The 24,079-nt window shown below is 60.6% G+C and carries 21 protein-coding genes; 10 read left to right on the top strand and 11 right to left on the bottom strand.

The genetic code is table 11. From position 1 onward, the window contains the following. The first annotated feature begins 6 nt into the window (after positions 1-6). Positions 7-1,083, top strand: coding sequence for a mechanosensitive ion channel domain-containing protein (locus V7756_RS07890; RefSeq protein WP_335609607.1), 1,077 nt, complete (start codon positions 7-9; stop codon positions 1,081-1,083). 7 nt (positions 1,084-1,090) lie between these two features. After that, positions 1,091-1,711, top strand: coding sequence for a rod shape-determining protein (locus V7756_RS07885; RefSeq protein WP_335609606.1), 621 nt, complete (start codon positions 1,091-1,093; stop codon positions 1,709-1,711). Positions 1,712-1,775: 64 nt separating this feature from the next. Here V7756_RS07885 and V7756_RS07880 read toward each other — a convergent pair whose 3' ends face one another. Continuing rightward, entirely contained in the window at positions 1,776-2,492 is a 717-nt protein-coding gene (locus tag V7756_RS07880) for a YebC/PmpR family DNA-binding transcriptional regulator (RefSeq protein WP_335609605.1), read from the bottom strand. Between the two features lie 143 nt (positions 2,493-2,635). Between V7756_RS07880 and V7756_RS07875 the strand changes: the two genes are divergently transcribed. Then, positions 2,636-3,292, top strand: a complete 657-nt coding sequence (locus V7756_RS07875; RefSeq protein ID WP_335609604.1) for a YoaK family protein — start codon at positions 2,636-2,638, stop codon at positions 3,290-3,292. Between the two features lies 1 nt (position 3,293). On the opposite strand, the gene V7756_RS07870 is transcribed toward V7756_RS07875, so the two are convergent. The 6 genes from V7756_RS07870 to V7756_RS07845 all read right to left on the bottom strand — a co-directional run bounded on the left by V7756_RS07870 (position 3,294) and on the right by V7756_RS07845 (position 9,945). Continuing rightward, entirely contained in the window at positions 3,294-4,607 is a 1,314-nt protein-coding gene (locus V7756_RS07870) for a sensor histidine kinase (protein ID WP_335609603.1), read from the bottom strand. A gap of 258 nt (positions 4,608-4,865) precedes the next feature. Continuing rightward, positions 4,866-5,195 carry a hypothetical protein gene (locus tag V7756_RS07865; RefSeq protein WP_335609602.1) on the bottom strand — a complete coding sequence of 110 codons (330 nt, stop codon included), beginning with the start codon at positions 5,193-5,195 and terminating at the stop codon, positions 4,866-4,868. 305 nt (positions 5,196-5,500) lie between these two features. Next, positions 5,501-5,830 (bottom strand): hypothetical protein, encoded by a 330-nt coding sequence (locus V7756_RS07860; protein WP_335609601.1) that lies wholly within the window; start codon positions 5,828-5,830, stop codon positions 5,501-5,503. Between the two features lie 188 nt (positions 5,831-6,018). Then, entirely contained in the window at positions 6,019-8,142 is a 2,124-nt protein-coding gene (mdoH, locus tag V7756_RS07855; RefSeq protein ID WP_335609600.1) for a glucans biosynthesis glucosyltransferase MdoH, read from the bottom strand. Next, positions 8,142-8,390 (bottom strand): hypothetical protein, encoded by a 249-nt coding sequence (locus V7756_RS07850; protein ID WP_335609599.1) that lies wholly within the window; start codon positions 8,388-8,390, stop codon positions 8,142-8,144. The genes mdoH and V7756_RS07850 overlap by 1 nt, the downstream gene beginning before the upstream one ends. A gap of 10 nt (positions 8,391-8,400) precedes the next feature. Further along, on the bottom strand, positions 8,401-9,945 hold the full coding sequence (locus V7756_RS07845) for a glucan biosynthesis protein (protein ID WP_335609598.1): 1,545 nt from the start codon (positions 9,943-9,945) through the stop codon (positions 8,401-8,403). A gap of 482 nt (positions 9,946-10,427) precedes the next feature. Here V7756_RS07845 and V7756_RS07840 point away from each other — a divergent pair, with 482 nt between their 5' ends. From V7756_RS07840 to V7756_RS07815, 6 genes are all read left to right on the top strand, one after another. After that, complete coding sequence (locus V7756_RS07840) at positions 10,428-11,888, top strand: NAD-dependent succinate-semialdehyde dehydrogenase (protein ID WP_335609597.1); 1,461 nt, start codon at positions 10,428-10,430, stop codon at positions 11,886-11,888. Positions 11,889-11,892: 4 nt separating this feature from the next. Beyond that, on the top strand, positions 11,893-13,029 hold the full coding sequence (locus tag V7756_RS07835) for an isocitrate/isopropylmalate dehydrogenase family protein (protein WP_335609596.1): 1,137 nt from the start codon (positions 11,893-11,895) through the stop codon (positions 13,027-13,029). 90 nt (positions 13,030-13,119) lie between these two features. Next, positions 13,120-14,373 carry an aspartate aminotransferase family protein gene (locus V7756_RS07830; protein ID WP_335609595.1) on the top strand — a complete coding sequence of 418 codons (1,254 nt, stop codon included), beginning with the start codon at positions 13,120-13,122 and terminating at the stop codon, positions 14,371-14,373. Then, positions 14,370-15,320, top strand: coding sequence for a D-2-hydroxyacid dehydrogenase (locus tag V7756_RS07825; protein ID WP_335609594.1), 951 nt, complete (start codon positions 14,370-14,372; stop codon positions 15,318-15,320). Before V7756_RS07830 ends, V7756_RS07825 begins: the two co-directional genes overlap by 4 nt. A 59-nt stretch (positions 15,321-15,379) precedes the next feature. After that, positions 15,380-16,789: an amidase gene (locus V7756_RS07820; RefSeq protein WP_335609593.1), complete on the top strand. Its 1,410-nt coding sequence runs from the start codon at positions 15,380-15,382 to the stop codon at positions 16,787-16,789. A gap of 16 nt (positions 16,790-16,805) precedes the next feature. After that, positions 16,806-18,011 (top strand): pyridoxal phosphate-dependent aminotransferase, encoded by a 1,206-nt coding sequence (locus tag V7756_RS07815; protein ID WP_335609592.1) that lies wholly within the window; start codon positions 16,806-16,808, stop codon positions 18,009-18,011. A gap of 432 nt (positions 18,012-18,443) precedes the next feature. On the opposite strand, the gene V7756_RS07810 is transcribed toward V7756_RS07815, so the two are convergent. The 3 genes from V7756_RS07810 to V7756_RS07800 form a co-directional block, all read right to left on the bottom strand. Further along, positions 18,444-19,640, bottom strand: a complete 1,197-nt coding sequence (locus V7756_RS07810) for a CaiB/BaiF CoA transferase family protein (RefSeq protein WP_335609591.1) — start codon at positions 19,638-19,640, stop codon at positions 18,444-18,446. A 69-nt stretch (positions 19,641-19,709) separates the two neighbouring features. Further along, on the bottom strand, positions 19,710-20,081 hold the full coding sequence (locus tag V7756_RS07805) for a Rho termination factor N-terminal domain-containing protein (protein WP_335609590.1): 372 nt from the start codon (positions 20,079-20,081) through the stop codon (positions 19,710-19,712). A 205-nt stretch (positions 20,082-20,286) separates the two neighbouring features. Next, positions 20,287-21,603 carry a methyl-accepting chemotaxis protein gene (locus V7756_RS07800; protein ID WP_335609589.1) on the bottom strand — a complete coding sequence of 439 codons (1,317 nt, stop codon included), beginning with the start codon at positions 21,601-21,603 and terminating at the stop codon, positions 20,287-20,289. 213 nt (positions 21,604-21,816) lie between these two features. Here V7756_RS07800 and V7756_RS07795 point away from each other — a divergent pair, with 213 nt between their 5' ends. Continuing rightward, a complete protein-coding gene (locus tag V7756_RS07795) occupies positions 21,817-22,731 on the top strand; it encodes a DUF808 domain-containing protein (RefSeq protein WP_335609588.1) in 915 nt (304 codons plus the stop codon). On the opposite strand, the gene V7756_RS07790 is transcribed toward V7756_RS07795, so the two are convergent. Beyond that, positions 22,700-24,052: a diguanylate cyclase domain-containing protein gene (locus tag V7756_RS07790; RefSeq protein ID WP_335609587.1), complete on the bottom strand. Its 1,353-nt coding sequence runs from the start codon at positions 24,050-24,052 to the stop codon at positions 22,700-22,702. The two genes, V7756_RS07795 and V7756_RS07790, sit on opposite strands and share 32 nt — an antisense overlap. Positions 24,053-24,079: the final 27 nt, after the last annotated feature.

Raw genomic sequence — 24,079 nt, 5'->3', positions numbered from 1 at the left:
GTCATAGTGGGTATTTTTCAGGATGTGTTCAGCGCCTTTGCCAGCGTGATTCCGCTGCTGGAAACACTGCTGGTGGTGGGGTTGGTGCTCTGGTGTGCGCACTATATGCTGATCCGCCGCCACGCTGGCCTGGGCAACGAAAAGCTGTTCTCGCGTCAGTTGGTCATGCTGGGCCTGACGCTTGCCGGTATGGTGGCGGTGATTCTTGCGCTGCCGGTCAGCGAGGGCTCGCGCAATCAGATCATCGCCTTGCTCGGCTTGCTCATCTCAGGGGTGTTCGCCTTCTCCTCCAGCAACATCTTCGCCAATCTGGCGGCTGGAATTCTGCTGCGCATTACCAAGCCCTTTGTCATTGGCGACTTCATTTCGGTGGGCGCGCACTTTGGCCGCGTCGCCGAGCGGGGCCTGTTCGATACCGAGATACAATCGGAAACCGGTGAGCTTATCGCCTTGCCGAACACCTATCTGACCACTAATCCGGTCTCGGCGCTGCGCAGTGCCGGCGCGCTGGTGTCGGCGTCGCTGTCGCTGGGTTATGACGTGAGCCACGCGCAGGTGGAGCCGCTGCTGATAAACGCCGCACGCGGCAGCAAGCTGGACGACGCCTTTGTGCAGATACTCGAGTTGGGCAACTTCGCCATCACCTACCGGGTGTCGGGCGTGCTGCCCGAGGCCAAGGGTCTTATCACCGCGCGCTCCAATCTGCACAAGGCGATTCTGGATCAGCTGCACGGCGCCGGTATCGAAATCATGTCGGCCACTATCATGAACCAGCGCCCGGTACCGGCAGATTACAGCTTTGTGCCCGAGCCTTCGCGCCGACCCGCTACCCGGCCTGCTGCCGAGCCGGAGAAGGTCGCCGAAAAAGTGTTGTTCGACAAGGCTGAGCTGGCGCACCAGTTGCAGCAGCGCAAGGCCGAGCTGTCCGAGCAAGCGCAGGAGCTGGAACTGCGGGCCAAGGAGGCCGACGGCGAGCAGAAGCAGCGCCTGAAAGAGCAACTTGAGCAATTGCGTGAGCAACGCAAACAGCTGGAAAAGGCAGAAGCGGAACCGCTAAAAAGTCGCGGCGCAGCCGACCAATGATGACCCTATGCTCAACAGGACCGAACGGATGCTAAGGCAGTTGCAGAGCAAGCTCGCGCCCACTCTCTACCTGCAGATAAGCAGTAAGCGCGTGCGCCTTACCGATGCCGCCAGCGCAGAACAATGGGATGACGTGCCCGTCTTGGCGCTGCAAACCGATGCCAGAGGCGGAAAAAAGGTAATTGCCGTCGGCCGCGAGGCCCAGACCATGGCGCCCAGCGTCGGGTTGCAGGTGGTCAATCCTTTCGATCATCCAAGAATGCTGATTGCAGACTTCAGCCTGGCAGAAAAATACCTGCAGGCTGTGCTGCGAAAGCGGCTTGGCGCACGGCGTCTGAGCGCATCGCCGCGGTTGATCATGCATCCGTTGGAAAAGCTGGAAGGCGGTCTCACGCAGGTGGAAGACAGAGTGTTTCGCGAGTTGGCGCTCGGCGCTGGCGCACACGATGTGTGCGTCTACAGCGGCCCGACCTTGACCGGCACGCAGCTGGACTTTGCCGCGCTCAAGGCGCAACAGGAAGGGGTGGCCAAGGCTGCACCGGGAAACAGCGGGTTGAAGAGCGGGGCGTTGCTGCTGATGTCGCTGATGGTGATGGGCTTGCTGGTGTGGTTGCGGGCGCAGGCCTAGCGCTTGGCTGGCGTGCGACCCGCTTGCCCGCAGATCCGGGCGCTGCAGGGCAGCGCCCGGCAACTCAGAACTCGGCGTTGTGGTAGATGTTCTGAACGTCGTCCAGCTCGTTGAGCATGTCGGTAAACTTCTCGAACATGGCCACGTCGTCACCACTGATCTCGGTGGTGGTCTGCGGCAGGAACTGAATCAGGTCGACTTCGAAGTCCACTTCACCAAAGGCATCGGTCAGCGCCTGCTTGGCCTTGAAGTACTCGGTGCTGGGGGTGAATACGGTGATCAGGCCGTCTTCGTTCTCAATGTCGGTGACGTCCACGTCGGCCATCATCAGGGCTTCCAGCGTGGCTTCTTCATCATCGCCCTTGAATGCCAGGATCGCGCAATGATCGAACATGTGGCTGACACTGCCCTCAGTACCGATCTTGCTTTTGGTCTTGGTGAAGCAGTTACGTACATCGGCGAAGGTGCGGTTGGGGTTGTCGGTCAGGCAGTCGACAATCACCATGCAGTTGCCGGGTCCAAAGCCTTCGTAACGGGCTTTGGAAAAGTCTTCACCGCCGCCGCCCTTGGCTTTATCGAGGGCTTTGTCGATCACGTGGCTGGGTACCTGATCCTTCTTGGCCCGGTCAATCAGGCCGCGCAGGGCCAGGTTGCCGTCGGGGTCAAAGCCACCGGACTTGGCGGTGACATAAATTTCACGCGCGTATTTGCTGTAGACCTTGGTTTTGGCATCAGCCGTCTTGGCCATGGACTCTTTGCGGTTTTGATAGGCGCGACCCATTTTTATGATCCTGTCGATTGGCGAAAAACAGCGATTCTAACCGCAGTGGCCGCCAGATATCCACGTCTGGCGACGGTTGGCAAAAGAAAGCGCCGGCAAGTGCGAGGCTGGCATAAGATGGGGCTTTGCGGGGGAGGGAGTGAATGATTTCCAGATTGCCGCCTTGGGTAGAAGGAGGCGCCTTTGCGCTGGCCTTTGCGGCGGGCAGCGTCAACGCCGTTGGTCTGCTGGGCTTCAGCCATCAGGCGGTATCGCACCTCAGCGGTACCTCGACCCTGCTGGGTTTGGGGCTGGCACAACTGAATATTGGCGCGGTGACGCACCTGCTGCTGGTGTTGCTCAGCTTTGTGCTGGGCGCGATATTCAGCGGTTTTTTGATTACCAGCAGCGCGCTCCAGCCGGGGCGTCGCTATGGCCTCGCCTTGCTGGTAGAAACGGCGCTTTTGCTGCTGGCCATGCTGGCGCTGCAGTACAACAGCGTAACAGGACACTACCTGGCGTCCGCCGCCTGTGGTCTGCAGAACGCTATGGTGACCACCTTCAGCGGCGCCATCATTCGTACTACCCACGTAACTGGTCTGTTTACCGACCTGGGCCTGATGCTGGGCGCGCGCCTGCGCGGAGAGACGCTGGACCGGCGCAAGCTGCTGCTGTTTACCTTATTGATTGGCGGATTCATCAGTGGCGGCGGTGTGGGCGCGCTGGCCTTTGCGGCGCTGCATTTTCAGGCGCTGGTGCTGCCGGCCATGCTGACTGCGCTGATGGCGCTGTTGTATCAGCGTTACCTGCGCGGCGCCTGAATCATCCGCGGCGTGCCGCTGCGTCCGCGTGTGGCGGCTGTAACCAGAGTTCGGCCAGGTGCCGCCGATCTTTGCGGGTGCTCAGGTAACGCCAGCCGAGCTTGCCGGCAAGCTGGGCGGTCAACTGCAAACCGGGTACATAGCCGGCATCCTCCTGCGCATCCACATCCGGCGCCCGGCTGCTGACGCGCACGCAATTGTGCAACTGCAGTATTTTCACCTCGCCCTCATTGCTGTGCTGGAAGGCATTGCGGATCAAATTGCCCAGCACCACACGCGCTGGCGCTTCGGCCAGAATCATGCTGTAGACATCGGTCTTGAGTTGCACATCCACATCCTTGCCGCGCAGCAGATAACGCATCTGATCCACCAGCTCATGCAAGAGCTCATCCAGCTGCATGGGGCGGGCGGGCAGCTGATCAATGCGCTCCTGGCTCAGCCACTGCAGGGTTTCGGTGAGTTGCTGCATGGTCTCGCTGGCGCGCTCGATGCGTTCGAGCGCCTGCAACTGTCGCAGGTCGACCTGCTGTTCAGCGGCGGCCTGCAAGCGGCTCAGCAGCTCGACATTGTCCCGTACTTCGTTGAGCGGGCCGCGGAGTTCACGGCTGGTGTGGCGCAAAAAACGTTGTTCGCGTTCCAGCCCCCGCTGCGCGCTGGTCAGGCTGTTACGCACCAGCTCGGCAAAGTCATTGAGTTCGGGGTAGTTGAAATCGGGCGCTGGCTCTTGCAGAGAATGCTGGTTCAGCCCGCGCGCCCATTTGCCCAGCGCGCCAATTGGCCGGGAAACGCGGCGCATGACCAGCCAGATGGCCAGACCCAACAGCAGGGCGCTGCCGGCACTGATCCACAGCAGGGTACGCAGACTGCTGCGCTGTTGGGTGAGGAGTTGCGGGCCAGTGCCAGGAACCACCTGGTGGCTCATAAAGCGGTCTCCGCTGGGAGTGGTAAAGCGCAGCGCGAAATAGATGGCACTCGGGCGGTGAATAAGGCTTTGCTGCTGCATTGCCTTGTGGATCATGCCCTCGCGTTCAGGTGGCTGGGAAAAGGCCGCCTGCACTACCTGAGGCTGCTCGCTCCAGCTGCTGGTGATCGGATAGTCGTCGAACAGCTGCGTGGCCATTGCCGGGTCGCGTAGATAATTCTCGACGACCTTGTCCATCTGTCTACCGATGGAGCTGTCCATCCCGGTAACAAAATAACTGAGCGACAGCATGGCGTTCCCCACCACCAACAGCGCGCCGAGTGACACAAACGCCAGAACGATAAAGAGTTTCAAGCTGATGTGGCGTTTGGTGGGTGCTTTTTTCTGGGGCAAGCCGGTGTCCTGACAATGGGGGCAGCAAGGCTTCAGAAATGGAGCGTGCAAATCGCCTTGCGCGGATGAAACATAAAGCATTTGAGGCCAATGCCGCGCTGGAGTTCAGCGGTGCGGGTAGATGCTGGTCGGATTAAAACTCAGGGGTACAGTTGAAATCGGTGGTGAACAGTGTGGCGAGGAGAGTGGAAGAGTTGCGTGGCGCAACTGAATTACGGTGTGCAGGGAGCCGAGCCAGGGCAAGGCTCGGCGGGTGCTTCAGTCCATGTCTTGCTCACTAAACACGATGTCATGCTTGGCTATATCTACGTTCCAGAGCGTATAGGTATCGCCGTCCTCGTCTTCTGCGCGGATGTCATAAACAGAACCAGCGGCTTGACGCACGGTAACCCGCACTGTCTGACCGTTCGAGAGAATATCCTGATCCAGTACGTCTTCTTCCCAGTCACCCGCCTTGGCTGGGCTGACATAGAGGTAGTGAATATCGTAACCGGTGCGGTTTGTTACTTCGACGTAGCCGTTGAAAGCTGCTGCGGTGGTGCTGAACAGACAGGCAACTGCAAATAGTGCCAATACACGTTTAATCATGCCTTTCTCCTTGGCGACAGCAAAACTGGGCTCAACTAGAGTCCACACTGTACATGGGGGTTTAAAAGCCTGCTTCCAAGGCTTGGGTACCTTCCTTTATAGACAAGTACGTACAAGCTAAGAGGGAGTAAGCACACCAGCCATGATGGCGAGGTGCCAGAAAAGTATAGGGAATTGGTTTTTACTGCGCAATGTAAGGCGCAGCTTCCATACATTAGCGCTGGTTGGATGAGTGGAGCACAGCTGTTCAGTGTGCGCGATCACGGGTAGGCCCGCCGAGCCAGGGTCGGGCTCGGCGGGTTGGCTCAGTCGATGTCGTCGAGGGTGAAAGTCACGTCTCGCTTGGCAATATCCACATCCCAGAGCGTGTAGGTGTCGCCGTCTTCGTCTTCGGCGCGGATGTCGTAGACCGAGCCTTTGGCCTTGCGCACGGTTACCCGCACGGTATGGCCATCGGGAAGTATGTCTTCATCCAGCACATCTTCTTCCCAGTCGCCGGCGTGAGCCGGGCTGACGTACAGATAGTGAATGTCGAATCCCGTATCGTTGGTGACTTCAACATAGCCGTTGAATGCGGCCGCAGTGGTGCTGAACAGAAAGCTGACTGCGAACAACGCCATTACGCGTTTGATCATGCTTTTCTCCTTGGCGGCGTCGGTGCGCTGCCATAATCCATCGTAATTGCCGAAATGTGGCGGGACACCCAGACCCTCACCGGTGCCGCGTCAGGCGCGGGCGGTTCAGGACGAGGTAGCAAGCCTCGAATACGAGGCTGACGAGGATTATAGGAAAAGCCCGTTTTGCTTGGCAATCGGTGCAGGTCTTACCGCGTGGCGGACGTCCTGTCGGCGCCAATGCGCTGGTGCAACAGGCGCCCCCAGATGCTCTGCGGTTCCGCCTGCCACACCTGCGCATGCAGCCACTGCAGGCTGACCGCATCACCGGCCAGCAGGTTGCGCTCGGCCGCAGAAAGCGACTCTGGGCCTTCCTGCAGACAACGCCGGGCGAGTTGCTGCAGTTCGCGTTGTTGGCGCCGCGCGCGCGGCGCGTGCGCCAGCTGTACCTGCAGCCGGTTGGTATAGGGATGAACGATGGCGTCATTGAAGGCGCTGTGCTGTTCGATGGCCGTGACCCGGCTGGGACGCTCTACATCATCCAGCAAGGTCGAGCTCCGGGTCTCCTCGGGGATCTGCAGCCAGCGCCGCCGCATCAGAGTTTCGCCCCAGCCCACCTTGCTCAACAGTACGAAGATGGGCGCAGCGAGAATCAGGGGAATGGCGACGGGCAGCGACCAGAAAAAGAACATCGGCTCCAGCCACAGGGCAAAACCTGCCCAGCCAAGCGCCAACAGGCTGCCTATGCCCTGATTGAGTACGGCGACCAGCCAACTGGTTTCACCGCTGCGATTCTGCCCAGCCCAACGCAAGTTGACGTTGAACAGCGCCTCCAATACGTAGCGACAGTGCGCCAGCATGCGAATGGGAGCCAGCAGAGCCGAGATGAACATTTCCAGCAGCACACTGAAGAACAAGCGGATAGCGCCGCCGTATTCCTGGCGTCGACCACGCAAGAGTACGTCAAGGATGGCCAGAAACTTGGGTAGAAACAGCAGCGCAAGGGTGATGCTCACCATCCACACGGCGCGCTGCGGATGCCATTCAGGCCATAGCGGGACCAATTGGTTCTGCTCGGGGAAATAATTGATCGGCCAGAGGATCAGTCGCGCCACTTCGATGGTGGTCAGCACCAGAAAGGTGAACCACAGCGGTGACGCGACGTAACCCATGATACCGTTGAGAAAGGCCATGCGGTGGGCCAGGCGCAGACGTCGGCTGAACAGCATCAGCCACAGATGCTGGAGATTGCCCTTGGCCCAGCGTCGGTCACGGGTAAGCTCGTCAGACAGGGTGGGCGGCGACTCTTCATAACTGTGCGTCAGCTCCGGCTCCAGCCAGACTTCCAGTCCAGCGCGGCCCATATAAGCGGCTTCGGCAAAGTCGTGGCTGAGTACCGGCCCCTTGAACAGGCCCCAGCCCGGCAGCTTGCGCAAACCGCAATGCTGCATGAAGGGCTGCACGCGCAATATGGCGTTGTGCCCCCAGAAGGCCGCATGCCCAAGTTGGATGGCCGCCAGCCCGGTAGTGAACAGCGGGCCATAAAGCTGGTTGGAAAACTGCTGCAGACGAGCGAACAGCGAGCGAGCGTTAACCAGGCTTGGGCTGGATTGCAGAATCCCGACCTGTGGATGCCGCTGCATCAACTGCACCATGCGCACCAAGGTCTCGCCCGCCATCAGGCTGTCGGCATCGAGTACCACCATGTAATCGTAGGCCCGGCCCCAACGGCGCAGAAAGTCGGCAATGTTGCCGCTTTTATGATTCAGGTTAAGGGGACGACGGCGATAGAAAAGCTGGCCTTGCAGACCCAGCTCATCGCGCAGCGCATCCCAGGCAGCCTGTTCCGCCAGCCACACGTCGGGGTCACGGCTATCGGAGAGAATGAAAAAGTCGAAGTACGCCAGCTTGCCGGTGCCCTGCAGGCTTAGAATGACGCTTTTGAGGCCCTGCAGACTGCGCCCGACCGGTTCATGGTAGATCGGCATTACCACCGCTGTGCGGGCGAGTGGAGTGGACTGCAGGCTGACCTCATCTTGTTGGCGCATCAGGCTCAGCCGGTCGCCGCCGAAACGGCGCAGCACAAAACCCGTCACCCCGATCCAGAAGCCCACCGTGATCCAGGCAAACAGCAGCGCAAAGACCGCAGCCATGCCGGCCTCCACCAGGTTGCCACCGTGATAGGGCAGAACCGACAACATGAAATAGGTAGCCACCAGAGTTTGTAGCAGCACCACAGCAGCCAGCAAGGCGCGGCGCAGTGTTGCCGCAAGACGCCAGCGCGGCCGCCGTAGGCCGAGCATCTCAGGGGGCAGGGTAACGGGACGATTCATCAGTAGTCCCCGTAATGCATGCTGCCGCGCTGCAGCGCCGGGCCAGCGGGTGCCAGCGGTGCCCGTCCGGGCAGCTCCGCTTGCAGCGCCTGCAGGCAGAACGCCAGTCGTTCCGCCGCTGGCTGGTGCAGTGCTTGCGCCACTATGCGCAGCGCCTTTTCTTCAGTGACTGGGTCGAGCTGCTCGCCGCTCCAGGCCCAATAGGCCAGGATGCGCTGCAGGAGGATCTCGCTGGCGGGCTGTTGCATGTGCGCCGGCCTACCTGGCCCGGCCGAGCAGGTGATGGCTCGGCGGAAGTTCATACTGCCAGGTTTCGGTCAGGGTCTGCTGTTCGTCCTTGAGGAAGGCCCGCAGACTCAGTGGTCGGTCTGCGGCTGGACGCGCCAGTATCGACAGGCGCCAGCGCTTGAGCGGCGCCACGTACTCGACAAAGTGTTCGATCAGCTCGCCGTCCTGCTGCATGCTTACCTCTCCCAACACCGCTGCATCGGGTTTGAGGCCGTCCAGCGGGCCGCCGGCAAAGTCGATGATCAGCCGCACCGCGCCTTCTTCGTTGCCGCCGCCGATGCGCATGCCGTCACCCAGATAGCTTGCCTGCGTGCGCCCCAGAGGCGAGCGGGCAATGTCGGGGCCACCGAAATGTACCTTGTAGTCATACTTGAGCGGCTGCCTCTCATTGACCGGGGCCTCTGGCTTCCAGAACGCCACTATGTTGTCGTTGGTTTCATCCGGGGTAGGAATCTGCACCAGCACCACGTTGCCTTTACCCCAGTCGCCTTCAGGGGCGACCCAGGCACTGGGGCGGCCGTCATAGCGCGCTTCCAGATCCATGTAGTTGTCGAAGCTGGTATCGCGCTGCAACAGCCCAAAGCCGCGTACGTTCTCGGTGGCGAAATAGTCCATCTGCAGTGCTTCGGGATTGCGCAAAGGGCGCCAGAGCCACTCATCGGAGGGGGCGTCGTGAATCAGCAGTCCATCGGAGTCGTGCACCTGCGGGCGCCATTCGCCCTCGGGGCGATTGGTGTTCTCGCCGTAGTAGAACATGCTGGTAAGCGGCGCTACGCCGAGCAGCTCCACTGACTGACGCGGGAACAGTTGCGACTGCACCTGCAGCACGGTTTCCTCGCCAGGTACCACGGTAAAGCGGTAAGCGCCGGCGAGACTCTTGCCGTTGAGCAGGCCGTAAAAGGTCAGACTCTTGGCATCGGGTTTGGGTCGTTCCAGCCAGAATTCGACGAAATCAGGAAACTCTTCACCACCCGGCAAGCCAGTGTTGACGGCCAGGCCGCGGCCGGAAATGCCAAAGTTGTTGTCACGGCCGACCGCGCGGAAATAGCTGGCGCCGGCAAACACCAGAAACTGGTTCTGTACGTCATCCTGCTTCAGCGGGAAGGTCAGCTTGAAGCCAGCGTAGCCCAGGTCAGCCGGTACCAGACGCTCGACCTCGCTATTGGGATAGGTGAACTGGTTCTTTTCGAACTTGAGCGGGTGTACACCCTGGGCATCAATGATGTGAACCTGCACCGGGTGCTTGTAAAACAGCCCCGGCGGCACTGGCATTACCTGGAATGACGAGTTGCTCTCATGCCAGAGGCTGTTTTCCGGTTTGAAGCGTATCCCCTGGTAGTCGTGAAAGCTCAGGTCCTGGAGAAACTTTGGCACCGGGCGTGGCGCCTGATAGGGGGTTTCGGCCAGGGTTTTGGCCTTGTCGACAACGTCAGCGAAGCCGAAAGTGGCGGCGCTGGCGTGCAGGGGCAGCCACAGGCCGAGCAAGCCGGCGCACAGTGAAATCCCTTTGATCATCTAATAACTCCTTGCGGATGAATTGTTGGCCGTGCGGGTTATTACGGCTTGCGATGAGTAACTTCCTGCTTAGGCTCTGAAACCTGACGACAGTTCCCTGAGGCACTGCTCTGTAAGTGCGCCATGACGCTATCCGTGCGGTAGTTCGCAGACAAGCGGGGTGCGCGCGCGTCATCTTTCACGCCAGCCATCCAGCCATCCAGCCATCCAGCCAGTCAGTGCTGTCCATTGGCGAACGGAGGGCCACCGCCGTCTCAGGGGCGCGGGGCCTTGGCAGGGTTGCCGGCATCGGGCAAGGGTTTGCTTCCCCAGGCAAATCTGCCTAGGCTGGTGTGGTAACAATGTTCGATGCCCCTGGCGGGCGTGCTCTGCGCTGCGAGACGGCGCCCTGTTGATCAATTCGGGTTCAGACCTGCCAATGCCGCTTCGCAACAAGCGCTGCAGTCTGGACCCTGCCAAAGACTGTTTCGAGGAGTTAGTCCATGTCGGTATCTCGTCTGAAAACCTCACGTTTGTTTCGTCAGCAATGCTATGTCGGCGGCCAGTGGGTAGGCGCCAGCGATGGCAGCAGCATCGAGGTTGATAACCCGGCCAATGGCGAGATTCTGGGTACTGTGCCGGTATTGAGTGAGGCCGAGCTGCAGGATGCCATCAGGCAGGCCGATGCCGGCTTCAAGCTGTGGCGCAAGAAGACCGCACTGGAGCGGGCCGATTTGCTGATGCGCTGGCATGACTTGATGCTGGAGCACAAGGAAGACATCGCCAGCCTGATGACGCTGGAGCAGGGCAAACCGCTCACCGAATCGCGTGGTGAGGTGGATTATGCCGCGTCCTTCATTCGCTGGTTCGCCGAAGAGGCACGCCGCGTGTATGGCGAGACCATTCCCGGCGCCAAGCCCGGCCAGCATATCGTCGTGACCAAGCAGCCGATTGGTGTTACCGCCGCCATCACGCCGTGGAATTTCCCCGCCGCGATGATTACTCGCAAGGCGGGCGCGGCCTTGGCCGCCGGCTGCTCGATGATCGTCAAGCCGGCCAGCGCCACGCCTTATACCGCGCTGGCATTGGCAGAACTGGCAGACGAGGCCGGCATACCCGCAGGCGTGTTCAACGTGGTGACGGGCAAGGCTTCGGTGATCAGCGACGTGCTGACCGGCAGTGCCACGGTGCGCAAACTGAGCTTTACCGGCTCGACCAGCGTTGGTAGTCAGTTGATGGCGCAGTGCGCCGAGCACATTCAGAAGGTCTCGCTGGAGCTGGGCGGCAACGCGCCCTTTATCGTCTTTGACGATGCCGATGTGGAGCGCGCGGTGGAAGGCGCGATGATCTGCAAGTTCCGCAACACCGGGCAGACCTGCGTGTGCGCCAACCGCTTTCTGGTGCAGGCCGGCATTCACGACCGCTTTGTCGAGAAGCTGGCCGAGGCCATGGGCAAGCTCAAGTTGGGGGACGGCTTCGAGGAGGGTGTGACCCAGTCTGCGCTGATCAACCGCGCGGCGGTGAAGAAGGTGCAGGAACATTTCAACGACGCGCTGAGCAAGGGCGCCAAGCATGTGGCCGGTGCTGCGCCAGAAGGCGACCACGGCAACTTTGTCGAGCCGGTGCTGATCACTGGCGTCACCCGCGACATGCAGCTGTGTGAAGACGAAACCTTTGGCCCTCTGGCGGCGGTGATCAAGTTCGAAACCGAGGAAGAGGCCATCGAGATTGCCAACGACACGCCCTTCGGTCTGGCGGCTTATTTCTACAGCACCAATATCCATCGCGTGTGGCGCGTGGCCGACGAGCTGGAGGCCGGCATTATCGGCGTCAACGAGGGCGCGGTCTCCAACGCTGCCGCGCCCTTTGGCGGAGTGAAGGAATCCGGTCTGGGCCGCGAGGGTTCCAGCCACGGCATCGAAGAATACATGGAGATCAAGTATCTCTGCATGGGCGCGGAGTAATCTGATGGCTGAACAGGCCGCAACCAGAAAAATCGCGTTGATGCCCGGTGACGGCATCGGCCATGAAGTCATGGCAGCCGCGGAATCGGTGCTGCAGGCGCTGCATGACATCGAACCGTTGCCGCTGGAGTGGGAAACCCTTGAGTGGCCCAGCACCGCCTGGCATCAAGAACACGGCGAAATGATGCCGGCCGACGCGCTTGAGCAGGTACAGCGTTACGACGCGCTACTGCTTGGCGCTCTGGGCGACCCCGGGCCAATCAGCGACGCGCAGCGCTATCGCCTGCCCGACAGCGTCTCGCTGGCGCCGCTGCTGTCCTTCCGCAAGGGCCTGCAGCTGTGGGCCTGCGAGCGCCCTGCGCGGTTGCTGCCGGGGGCGCCGCAGTATCTGGCCGACCCGCGCGCGGCCGAGGTCGATATGCTGGTGATTCGCGAGAACAGCGAGGGCGAATACGTCAATCAGGGTGGCCGCTTGAACCGCGGCACGCCGCAGGAAGTGGCCACTCAGCTTGAGGTCTTCACCCGCCACGGCACCGAGCGGTTGATTCGCCACGCCTTCCGCCGCGCCCAGGCCCGACTGGATGCCCGCCCGCAAGGCAGTAAGGCATTTTTCTGCGCCCAGAAGGGCTCTGCTGGTGCACAGGTTTGCCTGATCACCAAGCGCAACGCGCAGCCATTCTGGGGCGATATGTACACCGAGGTGTTTGCCGAGGTGGCCAGCGAGTTCCCGGAAATAGGCGTACAGCATGAGCTGGTTGATGCCGCCTGTATGAAGTTTGTACAGGCGCCCTGGACCTTCGACGTGGTGGTGGCGAGCAACTTGCATGGCGACATACTGACGGATCTGGCCGCCGTACTCTCGGGTGGGCTCGGGCTGGCACCGTCCTGCAATATCAATCCAGACAGCCGGGACATGCCCGCGCTGTTTGAACCAACGCATGGTAGCGCGCCGGATATCGCCGGCCAGGGGAAAGCGAATCCTGCTGCCATGTTGCTCACCACAGCCATGATGTTGGACTGGGTGGGTTGCGCACAAGCTGCCGAGCGCCTGCGCATGGCGGTTGCCAAGGATCTGGTGACCGCCGCAGGGGCTCAGCGAACTTGTCAGGCGGTTACTGCCGGAATTATTTCCGGGCTGTAACCCCCCTTCTGCAGTGTCACGGCTCGCCCGCGAGCCGCTGACCTATCACGTGACGGGCGCGACGCCCGCTGAAAGGACAGGAGACAGGCTATGAGTCATTTGTCACCGCTGCTGAAACAGGCCAGCAAGGTATTGGTAGAACGCGGCGAAGGCAGCTGGTTGTTTGATGTGAATGGCAAGCGCTACCTCGACTTCACCTCCGGTATTGGCGTTACCAGTACCGGTCACTGTCACCCGCAGGTGGTGGCCGCCGCGCGCGAGCAAGTGGGCAAGATTGTGCATGCCCAGTACACCACGGTCGCGCACCAACCCATGCTCGAACTCTCTGACAAGCTCGCCGAGCGCATGCCCGGCCCCATCGATTCCGTGGCTTTTGCCAACTCCGGCTCCGAGGCAGTAGAAACCGCGCTGCGCCTGGCCCGGCATGCGACCGGTCGAGCCAATATCATCGTCTTTGACGGCGGCTTTCATGGTCGTACCATGGCCGCGGCCTCGCTCACCACCTCGGGCACCAAGGTACGCACCGGCTTTCATCCGATGATGGCGGGGGTGGTAGTGTCGCCGTTCCCGCACGGCTATCGCTATGGCTGGAGCGAGGAAGAGGCGACCGAGTTTGCCCTGCGCGAGCTGGATCACATCTTCAAGACCCAATCGGCCCCCAGTGATACTGCGGCCATGATCATCGAGCCGGTACAGGGCGAGTTTGGCTATTACCCAGCCAATAAAACTTTCATGCAAGGGCTGGCCGAACGCTGCAAGCAGCACGGCATTCTGCTGATCTGCGACGAGATTCAGGCCGGTTACGGGCGTACCGGCAAGTTCTGGAGCCACGATCACTTCGCTGTGCAGCCCGACGTTGTGATCACCGCCAAGGGCCTGGCCAGCGGTTTTCCGCTCTCGGCCATTGCCGCTTCGGCGGAGCTGATGGGCAAGGGCATGCCGGGCTCCCAGGGCGGCACCTACGGGGCCAATGCAGTGGCCTGTGCCGCGGCGCTCGCCACGCTCAAGGTGATCGACGAGCAGCACCTGGTGGCTAATGCGGCGCAGCAGGGCGAGCGCCTGCTCAATCAACTCAGTGAACTGCAACAGCGTTACAGCTGCATCGACACCATTCGCGGCAAGGGCTTGATGCTGGGGATGGAGATCGCCGATGACTATCGCACCCCGCGCGCCGATCTGGCAGCGCAGTTGAGTGAGGCCGCTGAAGCCCATGGCTTGTTGCTGCTGCGCTGCGGCACCGATGGCCAGATAGTGCGCTGGTTGCCGCCGCTGACGGTCTCGGAGAGCGAAATTGACGACGCCGTGTCGCGCTTCGCCAATGCGTTGCAGGAGGTAGCAGGGTGACCAGGATACTGGTGCTGGTGGCACCGGGTGAGTCGCCCTTGCCAGGCCTGGAAGCCCTGCCTGACGGTGTGGAACTGACCACGGTCAGTGCGGAAGCCGAGCTGCGTGAGTACCTGCCGCACACCGATATTCTGGTGGTCACCGATTTTCGTACCGGCCTACTGGAGCGCTGTTGGCCCGCGCAGCACCAGATCAAATGGGTGCACGCGACCAGTGCCGGCGTGGATGCACTCCTGTTTCCGGCTCTGGTCGACAGCGAGGTGCTATTGACCAACGCCCGTGGCGTCTTCGATCTGGGTATTGCCGAGTACGTGCTCGGCGCTGTGCTGCTGTTTGCCAAGGATACCCTCGGCAATCTGCGGCACCAGCGGGCGCAACAATGGCAGCACCGCGAGACCGAGCTGATCAAGGGCAAGCGGGCGCTGATCATCGGCGCCGGTTCCATTGGCGGTGAGGTGGCGCGACTACTCGACGCCCTGGGGCTGGAGGTCACCGGCGTGGCCCGTAGCGCCCGCCAAGCGCCGCATTTCAAGCAGATCGTCGCCAATGAAGCGTTGGACGCAGAGCTGCCGCATGCCGATTTCGTAATCATCACCGCGCCTCTCACCCCGGCAACCGAACAACTGATCAATGCCAAGCGGCTGGCGCTGATGCCACGCCACGCGGTGTTGATCAATGTGGGGCGCGGCGCGGTGGTGGTGACCGATGATCTGGTCAGCGCGCTCAACAGCGGCGAGCTGGCCGGGGCCGCGCTGGACGTGGTCGACCCGGAACCTTTGCCTGAAGGCCACCCGTTATGGGCCATGCCCAATGTAATGATTTCGGCGCACATGTCGGGCGACTTTATCGGCTGGCGTCGGGCGCTGGGAGAACAGTTCAGGGCCAATCTCGAGCGTTGGCTGGCTGATCAGAGCCTGTTTAATCAGGTTGAGAAGAAGAGAGGCTGACAGGGCGTTAGCGGGAATTTCATTTATCTACAGTCGTTCTTCCACCTAAGGAGGCGGACATGTCCCAGGACATTCTAAAAATGACAGCAGTACAACTCAGGGAACATTTTGCCGACAAGCAGTTGTCTCCGGTTGAGGTCGCCACGGCGATGCTGGATCAGATCGACAGGGTGGATAAACAGACCAACGGTTTTTGCCTGGTGGATCGTGATACCACGCTGGAGTTTGCCCGCGAGGCGGAACAGCGTTATCAGCGCGGTGAAGCAAATGGCCTGCTTGATGGCGTGCCGGTGGCGGTCAAGGATGTCTTCCTCACGCCCATGTGGCCCACCATCAAGGGCTCGCACACCGTCGACCCGCAAAGCACTATGGGCAAATCTGCCCCCTGTACCGCCGCACTCGCACGTCACGGTTATGTGCCTATCGGCAAGACCACCACTCCCGAACTTGGCTGGAAAGGTGTAACCGACAACCCGGTCACCGGTGTGACCAATAACCCCTGGAATCCTGAAACCACCTCGGGTGGCTCCAGCGGTGGCAGTGGTGTGGCCGTGGCTCTGGGCATGGCGCCCATCGCGCTGGGTACCGATGCTGGCGGCTCTATCCGTATTCCTGCTGCTTTCTGCGGCATCGTTGGCCTCAAGCCGTCATTCGGTGAAGTACCGCATTGGCCCTCCAGCCCCTTCGGCACACTGGCCCACGCCGGTCCCATGACCTGGACGGTAGAAGACTGCGCCTTGATGATGAACGTGCTTTGTGAAGCCGATCACCGTGACACCAATGCTGTGCCACGGCGCAATATCGACTATCTGGCCAAGCTCAAGGATGGCGTGAAGGGCCTGAAAATCGCCTACAGCCCCAACCTGGGCTATGTGGACGTGGACAAGGAAGTGGAGGCGGCGGTGGCAGAAGCGGCGCGGGTTTTCGAGTCGCTTGGTGCTGAGGTGGTGCGGGTTGATCCCGGATTCAGCGATCCACTGGCGGCTTTCGGGCATCTGTTCTACGGCGGCGCGGCCAATGCCATTCGCGATCTGGGTGCGAAGAAGCGTGCGCAGATGGACCCGGAGCTGATCAAGGTGGCGGAAAAAGCATCGCGCCTGAGCATGCTCGATTACATGGGCGCGGTGAACGAGTCGATGGCGCTGCGCGAGCGTATGGCGGGCTTTCACCAGAAGTACGACCTGCTGCTCACGCCAACGCTGCCGATTACCGCCTTCAAGACCGGGCGCGAGGTGCCGGAAGACTGGCCCAGCACCCGCTGGCCCACCTGGACGCCTTTCACCTACCCCTTCAACATGACCGGCCAGCCGGGCCTGTCGGTGCCCTGCGGATTTGACAGCAAGGGGCTGCCGATTGGCGTGCAACTGGTGGGCGCACGCTTCAACGATGCCCTGGTGTTGCAGGCCGGGTATGCCTATCAGCAGGCCGCGCCACTGACCGAGCGCCGTCCGGAGCTGTTTACCGCCTGAGCAGGGGAGAGTCGTCATGGCACTTGGAACAAGTGATGTAGATCTGTATGAATCCGAGGATCCGATCTGGAATCCGGCGCTGCTGACCATCCCGATTCCTGGTATTCGCAAGATGGTCAACCTGGCCTCGAGCCTGGAAGATGTGATTCACCTGTCGATCGGCCAGCCCGATCTGCCAGCGCCCAACAATGTGGTGGATGCCGCCGTCGAGGCGCTGCAGGCCGGACAAACCGGCTACACCATGGATGCCGGCTTGCCGGAGCTGCTGGAGTCGTTGGCTACCTATTACAGCAACCGTTATCAGCGCCCGCTCAGCACCGAGAACATTCTCGTCACCACGGGCGCCACCGAGGCGATCTATCTGGCACTGACGGCAGTAGCCGCGCCAGGCCGGCACTTCATAGTGCCGGACCCTGCCTTCATGCTGTATGCGCCTTTGATTCGCATGAACGGCGGCGAGGTAACCGAGATACCAACGCGAGCGGAGAACAACCACCAGCTCGACCCGCAAGAAGTGATAGACGCTATCGAGCCGCATACCCATGCCATCGTGCTCAACTCACCCAGTAACCCGACCGGCACCCTGTATCCGCGCGAAACCCTGGAAGCCATTCTGGAGGAGGCGGCCTATCGCGGCATTCATGTGATCAGCGACGAGGTGTACGATCACCTGATCTACGACGGCAAGGAGTACCCCTCGGTGCTGTCGTGCTGCAGCGACCTGGATCACGTCATGGTGGTCAGCAGCTTCTCCAAGACCTACAGCATGGCCGGCATGCGTATCGGCTGGCTGATTGCCAGTCAGGCGGCGATCAAGAAGCTGCGGCGTTATCACATGTTCACCACCACGGTGGCCAACACGCCCTTCCAGTGGGCCGGGGTGGCGGCGCTGCGCGGCGGCACCGAGTTTACCGACCATATGCTGGCCGAATACACGCGGCGGCGGGACCGGCTGGTGGAGCTGGTGGAACAGACGCCGCACCTCACCGGCTACAAGCCGGAGGGCGCCTTCTACCTTTTCCCTGCCTTGCCCGAAGGGGTCAATGGAACCAACGTGGCGCTGCGTCTGTTGAAGGAAACCGGAGTTTGCACCATCCCGGGCGAAACCTTTGGCAACAGCTGCAATAACGCACTGCGCCTGAGTTATTCCACCTCGCTGGCGAACATCGAAGAGGCGTTCGAGCGCATTATTCCCTGGATGGCGAAGCAGGACTTCGGCTGATGCCGGCCATTTTCAAAGGTAGTTTTGTGCGCTGTTTAATAAAAGTGCTGATAAAAAGTTAACCTTTTGTATATCCGGGGGTCCCAAGAGTGTGGCCGTGATACTTGATAGATCGCGGCTACTTCATCCAAAGGAGGAAACCTGATGAACAATATTGTGTATATCGTAGGTGCCGTTGTAATCGTTTTGGCTATTCTGTCATTTCTCGGCTTTCGTTAAGCCTGGCAGGGGCTGATATCAGCTCCAGTGCAGGTTAAATTGGCGGTGCGCCGCGCTTGTGCGACGTTACCGCCAATAATTGATCAAGCCGATAATCTATCAAAGAGTTTTTCGTGCTTTTGCCCCAGGCAGGTTTTGGCTGCCTTATATGATGTCTTGTTTTCCCCCTCTTTGGTCGCCATGTTTTATTGCAGACAATGCGATAAGTTGCCGTTAAACGACCCCCTGTTTTCGTAATTTCTCAATCGCCTCGCTGCCATAGCCAAGCTGCGTCAGCAGCGCTTGCGTGTGCTCTCCCAGTGCTGGCCCTGTCCATTTCACGTCGCCGGGGGTTTCGGTCAGTTTGGGTACTATGCCTGGCATCTTGAAAGGCTTGCCGTCGGGTAGTGTAGCGTTCAAGAACATCTCTCGGGCCAGATATTGTGGGTCGCTGAACATATCGGCGGCCGAGTAGATCTTGCTGGCCGGGACCTCGGCGCTGTTGAGTGTCGCCAGCACCTGGGCTTGGGTGCGACGCGCAGCCCAGCTGTCGATCAATGCATAGAGTTCGTCACGCCTCGCATCGCGCCCGGCATTGTCGGCAAGGCTCGGATCCTCGGCCAGATCATCGCGTCCGATAGCGCGCATGAAGCGTTGGAAAATGGCATCGCCGTTGGCGCCGATCTGCACCGCCTTGCCGTCGTTGCAGGTGTGAATGGAAGAGGGGGTAATGCCTGGCATGATGTTGCCGCTGCGCTCGCGTACAAAGCCCATGACGTCGAACTCCGGCACCATGCTTTCCATTATCGCGAACACTGCTTCGTACAAGGCTACATCCACTACCTGGCCCTTGCCCTGATTGACCTCGCGGTGACGCAGCGCCATGAGCGCGCCAATCACGCCCCAGAGTGCGGCGATGGAATCGCCAATGGAGATGCCGGTACGCACCGGCGGTCGATCTTCAAAGCCGGTGATATAACGCAGGCCACCTACAGACTCGCCGACTGCGCCAAAGCCGGGTTGGTCCTTGTAGGGCCCGGTCTGGCCAAAGCCGGAGAGTCGCACCATAACCAGTGCGGGGTTGAGCTCATGCAGCACATCCCAACCCAGGCCAAGTTTTTCCAGGGTGCCGGGGCGAAAGTTCTCGATCAGAATGTCGGCATCGGCCAACAGCTGTTTGAGTATCTCGATGCCCTCGGGTGATTTCAGATTCAGCGTGATCGACTGCTTGTTACGTGCCTGCACAAACCACCACAGCGAAGTGCCTTCATACAGCTTGCGCCATTTGCGTAGCGGATCGCCGCCATTGGGTGACTCGACCTTGATGACCTCAGCGCCGAACTCGGCGCAGATCCGCGCAGCAAAAGGCCCGGCAATCAGGGTGCCCAATTCGACCACCCTGATCCCGGCCAGAGGTTTGGCAACGTCCATGCAATCTCCTGTTCAGCAGGCTTGGGACTGAACAGTGTAGGCGATCACAATGGACGGGAGTATCGCCCCTCAGGCAGCTTTTTTCAGAGCCTTTACCAGTTCTGCCTTACGCATGCTGGAACGGCCATGAATATCCTTGGCGCGGGCCATGCGGCGCAGTTCGGCGACCGTTTCTTCTTCCAGTGACTGCTTGCGCGATACGCCGCGCCGACTGGCAGCCGCACGCCGCGCAGAGCCTTCACGGGATTCGCGTTTGGCCTTGCTGCTCTTTTGCTGCCCGGAGCCGCCTGCATTGCCGCCGCCGGATTGCTTGTTCACGGTCGCCCAGGCGCGGGACTCGGCCTCATCCTTGGAGAGACCTTTGTCCTCGTAGCTGTCTTCAATATGTTCGGCCTTGCGCTTCTGCTTGTCGGTGTACTTGTCTTTGCTGCCACGGGCCATGGTATGCCTCCGCTTGCTGAAGTAAGACGACGAACGCACTGACCGAACACGGCCGCGCGCCTCAGCCCGGTGTGGGCTGTACAGTCTTTTTGATTCAGGGCTCATGCGCGGGTTCAAGCTTTTTGCTGCGGCTTAGGGGCGCGTGGACAAGTGGTCAATACCAGGACCCGGAGGCACTGCTGCGTGTGCCCGGCCCGCGTTGCGCTCAGTCCTGAATAGCATCGGCAAACTGGCCGATGGCACCGACTACGCGCTGGGCTTCATCGCGGATGTTCAGCATTACCTCACCAGCGCGGTTGGCCAGCTCAACGCCCTGTTCGGCCTTGCCCTGACTGCCGGACATACCATTGACCGCCTGGTGTGCCAGATCCATGTTCTGCTGTACCACCTCGTTGATTTCCACAGTCGCCTGACTGGTGCGGGCGGCTAGATTGCGTACCTCATCGGCCACCACGGCAAACCCCCGGCCCTGCTCGCCGGCACGCGCCGCCTCGATGGCGGCATTCAGTGCCAACAGATTGGTCTGGTCGGCGATGCCGCGAATCACCTGCACAATGCTGTTGATACGCTCTGACTGGGTGCTGAGTGCACCGATATGCTGGCTGACTGCCTGCAGCTCTGCGGCGATACCCCTCACCACCGCGACGGTTTGCTCCACGGTCGTGGCGCCCTTGCGCGCGCTTTCGTCGGTTTCCGCTGCGATCTCGAATGCCAGCTTGGCTGCCGCCGATTCGGCATTTCGGCTTTCGACCTGAGCGGTAATGTCGCTGGCAAACTTCACAACGCCGTAAAGTTTGCCAGCGGCGTCATACAGCGGGTTGTAAGTGGCCCGCAGCCAGACCACGTCGCCGTTCTTACGGATGCGCCTGAAGCGGTCAGACATGAATTCGCCAGCGTTGAGGCGCAACCAGAAGCGCCGGTATGCGTCGCTACCGGCCTCGTGGGGATCACAAAACAGACTGTGGTGTTTGCCGCTGACCTCATCCAGGCGATAACCCATGGTCTGCAAGAGGTTGTCATTGGCGGTCACGATCTTGCCATCAAGGTCGAACTCGATCACCGCCATGGAGCGGTTGATGGCGTTGAGCAGGCTCTGATGCTCCTGCTCGATGCCAATCTGGGCGGTGATATCGGTAGCCAGTTTGATCACGCGGCTGACGCGGCCGGTCGCATCCTTGATGGGCAGGTAACTGGCCTCCAGCCACACCTCGCGCCCGCCCTTGGCCAGGCGCATGAAGCGATCGCTGAAGCTGTCGCCCTGACTCAGGCGCTGCCAGAATCTGCCGTAGTCACTGCTGGCCAACAGTTCTGCTGAACAGAACAACCGATGATGCCGGCCTTGCAGCTCATCCAGACGATACCCCGTGCAGCGCAGAAAGGCCTCGTTGGCGTCGAGTATCTCGCCGTTGGGGGTGAACTCGATCATTGCCAGATTCTGACGAATGGCCGCCATGATCTGTTTGTGCGCATTCAGCTCCTGGCTGCATTGCGCCAGCTCGTGCCGCAGATGTGATCCGAACATCCTGACCTCGGGGTAGGGAAGAGGGGGCCGGCGCTGCTGCGCCGCTATTTCATTGCATCGGCTCGTGCGGGTGTTTCTGCAGCGCTGCTGAGGATTTATTTTGACGACGGTTGCAGTTGCGCCTGCCAATGGGTGCGCGCGCCGAATGAAATAAGCATACTGTTGCCCATTGGTTTACCTCTCATTGCCCCACTGAATAACAGGAGCGCACTCTTGGCTACCAGTCTGCTCGTATTGATTGACGATATTGCATCCATCCTTGATGACGTTTCGCTTATGAGCAAGGTGGCGGCAAAAAAGACCGCCGGTGTCTTGGGCGACGATCTGGCACTCAATGCGCAACAAGTTACCGGCGTCAAGGCCGATCGCGAGTTGCCGGTGGTCTGGGCCGTGGCCAAGGGTTCATTTCGCAACAAGCTGATGCTGGTACCAGCGGCGCTACTGATCAGTGCAGTGGCACCCTGGTTGATCACGCCGATTCTGATGTTGGGCGGCGCCTTTCTCTGCTATGAAGGCGCTGAAAAGCTGGCGCACCGGTTTTTACACGATACCAAGGCTGAGCATGCGCAAACCCTGAAGAACCTCTCGGACAATCCCAAGGAGGTGGTTGCCAGGGAAAAAGCCAAGATTTCCGGAGCCATACGGACTGATCTGATTCTGTCTGCGGAAATCATTGCCATCACTCTGGGTACCGTCGCCGAGGCTGAATTTCTGCAACAGGTCATTGTGGTATCGGGTATCGCGATTCTTATTACCATCGGCGTGTACGGGCTGGTCGCCGGGATCGTCAAGCTGGATGACGCCGGGTTGGCCTTGACCCAGAAATCGGGCGCCGCTGCGCAGAAACTGGGCGCCGGTCTGCTCTGGTTCGCGCCGTGGCTGATGCGCACCCTGTCGGTGGTGGGTACGGCGGCCATGTTCATGGTGGGGGGCGGCATCCTGACTCACGGCGTCGGCGTGCTGCATCACTGGATTGAGCACAGCGCCGAATCTGCCGTGGGCCTACCCTTTATCGGCAACGTGCTTGGAGGCTTGCTGCCGACCTTGCTGAACGCGGGTATCGGAGTCATCGCCGGGGCGGTGATTCTCGCTGTGATTACTCTGATTGGCCGCCTGCGGCGCGGCTAGGTTCGGCAGTCGGAGCGTGGGCATGGGTAGTCAGATCACTGGCCACGCGGTACTGGTTGTTGCCGCTGCGCTTGGCCGCATACATGGCCAGGTCGGCGGCGTGAATCAGTTTGTCCCGCGTGAGGGCGTGATCCGGGAAGACGGCTACCCCGAGGCTGGCGCCGATGCGGTACTGCCGCTCGTGCAACAGTACCGGCGCCGCCAGTTCGGCAAAGAGTTTTTCGCAGATGCCATGGGCCTCCTCACTCAGGCGCTGTTGTAGGGACAAACCTTCCAGCAAGACCACAAACTCGTCGCCACCCAGGCGCGCTACAGTGTCGCTGGTGCGCAGCACCGCGCGCAATCGCTCGGCTACGGCAATCAGCAATTGATCGCCCGCGGCATGTCCATGCTGATCATTCAGGTGTTTGAAATTGTTCAGATCAATAAATACCAGCGCCACACGGGTCTGCTGGATGCGCGCGGTGACAATCGCCTGTTGCAGATGACGTTCCAGCATCAGGCGGTTGGGCAGGCCGGTCAGTGGGTCTTTGTGCGCCAGTTGCTCCAGCGCCTGGGTTGAGCGCTTGTCTTCGGTGATGTCGCGTACGACGCCCATCATCTTGTAAGGCTTGCCCTGCGCGTTGTTGATCACGTTGCCGGTCTCGCGCAGCCAGTGCACGCTGCCGTCCGGCCAGACCACGCGATATTCCTCGTCATGGTTCTGGCCGGTCTCGATGCAGCGCAGCTCGCCCGCCATGACCCTCTCGCGGTCTTCGGGGTGAACGCTATCGCAGAACAGCTGGTAGCTAGGCGTTACTTCGCCCGGCTGATAGCCGAACATGTTGTAGATGGCCTCTGACCAGTACAGGCGTTCGGTGCCTATGTCCCAGTCCCAGGTGCCTATCTGGGCAAAATACTGGCTACGCTTGAGGCGCTCCATCGACTCATGGCTGCTCGCGCCTACGGGGTCAGGATGAATCAGCAGCACGGGCCGGCCTCCGGCGACATCGGGCAGGCGGGTAACGTCCAGCTGTTGCTGCACCTCATGCGGATTCAGCGCCAGCGTCTCCTGGCGCTGCAGCGGCTCGGGGAGCGTCTGCAACATCGGCAGCCAGCGGCTGATGGCTGAACCGTTGAGAAGTGTTCTGGGGCAATCCAGCAATTGGGCGGCAGCACCGTTGTGCCAGCTGATGCGGCCCTTGGCATCCAGTATCAGCATCCCGTTGGGCGACATGTCCAGTAAGGCGCGAAAGCGTGCCACCTGTCGCTGCGCGCGCAGAATCCAGCAGGTTGCAACCACAAGGGTCAGTACGGTGGCCGCCAGCAAAAGCAGGTTCATCGGTAGGCATCATTTCAGGAGGCTTTA

The sequence above is a fragment of the Halopseudomonas sp. genome, assembly GCF_036961105.1.
Classification (GTDB): domain Bacteria; phylum Pseudomonadota; class Gammaproteobacteria; order Pseudomonadales; family Pseudomonadaceae; genus Halopseudomonas.
This window is presented reverse-complemented; position numbering and strand designations above follow the sequence as displayed.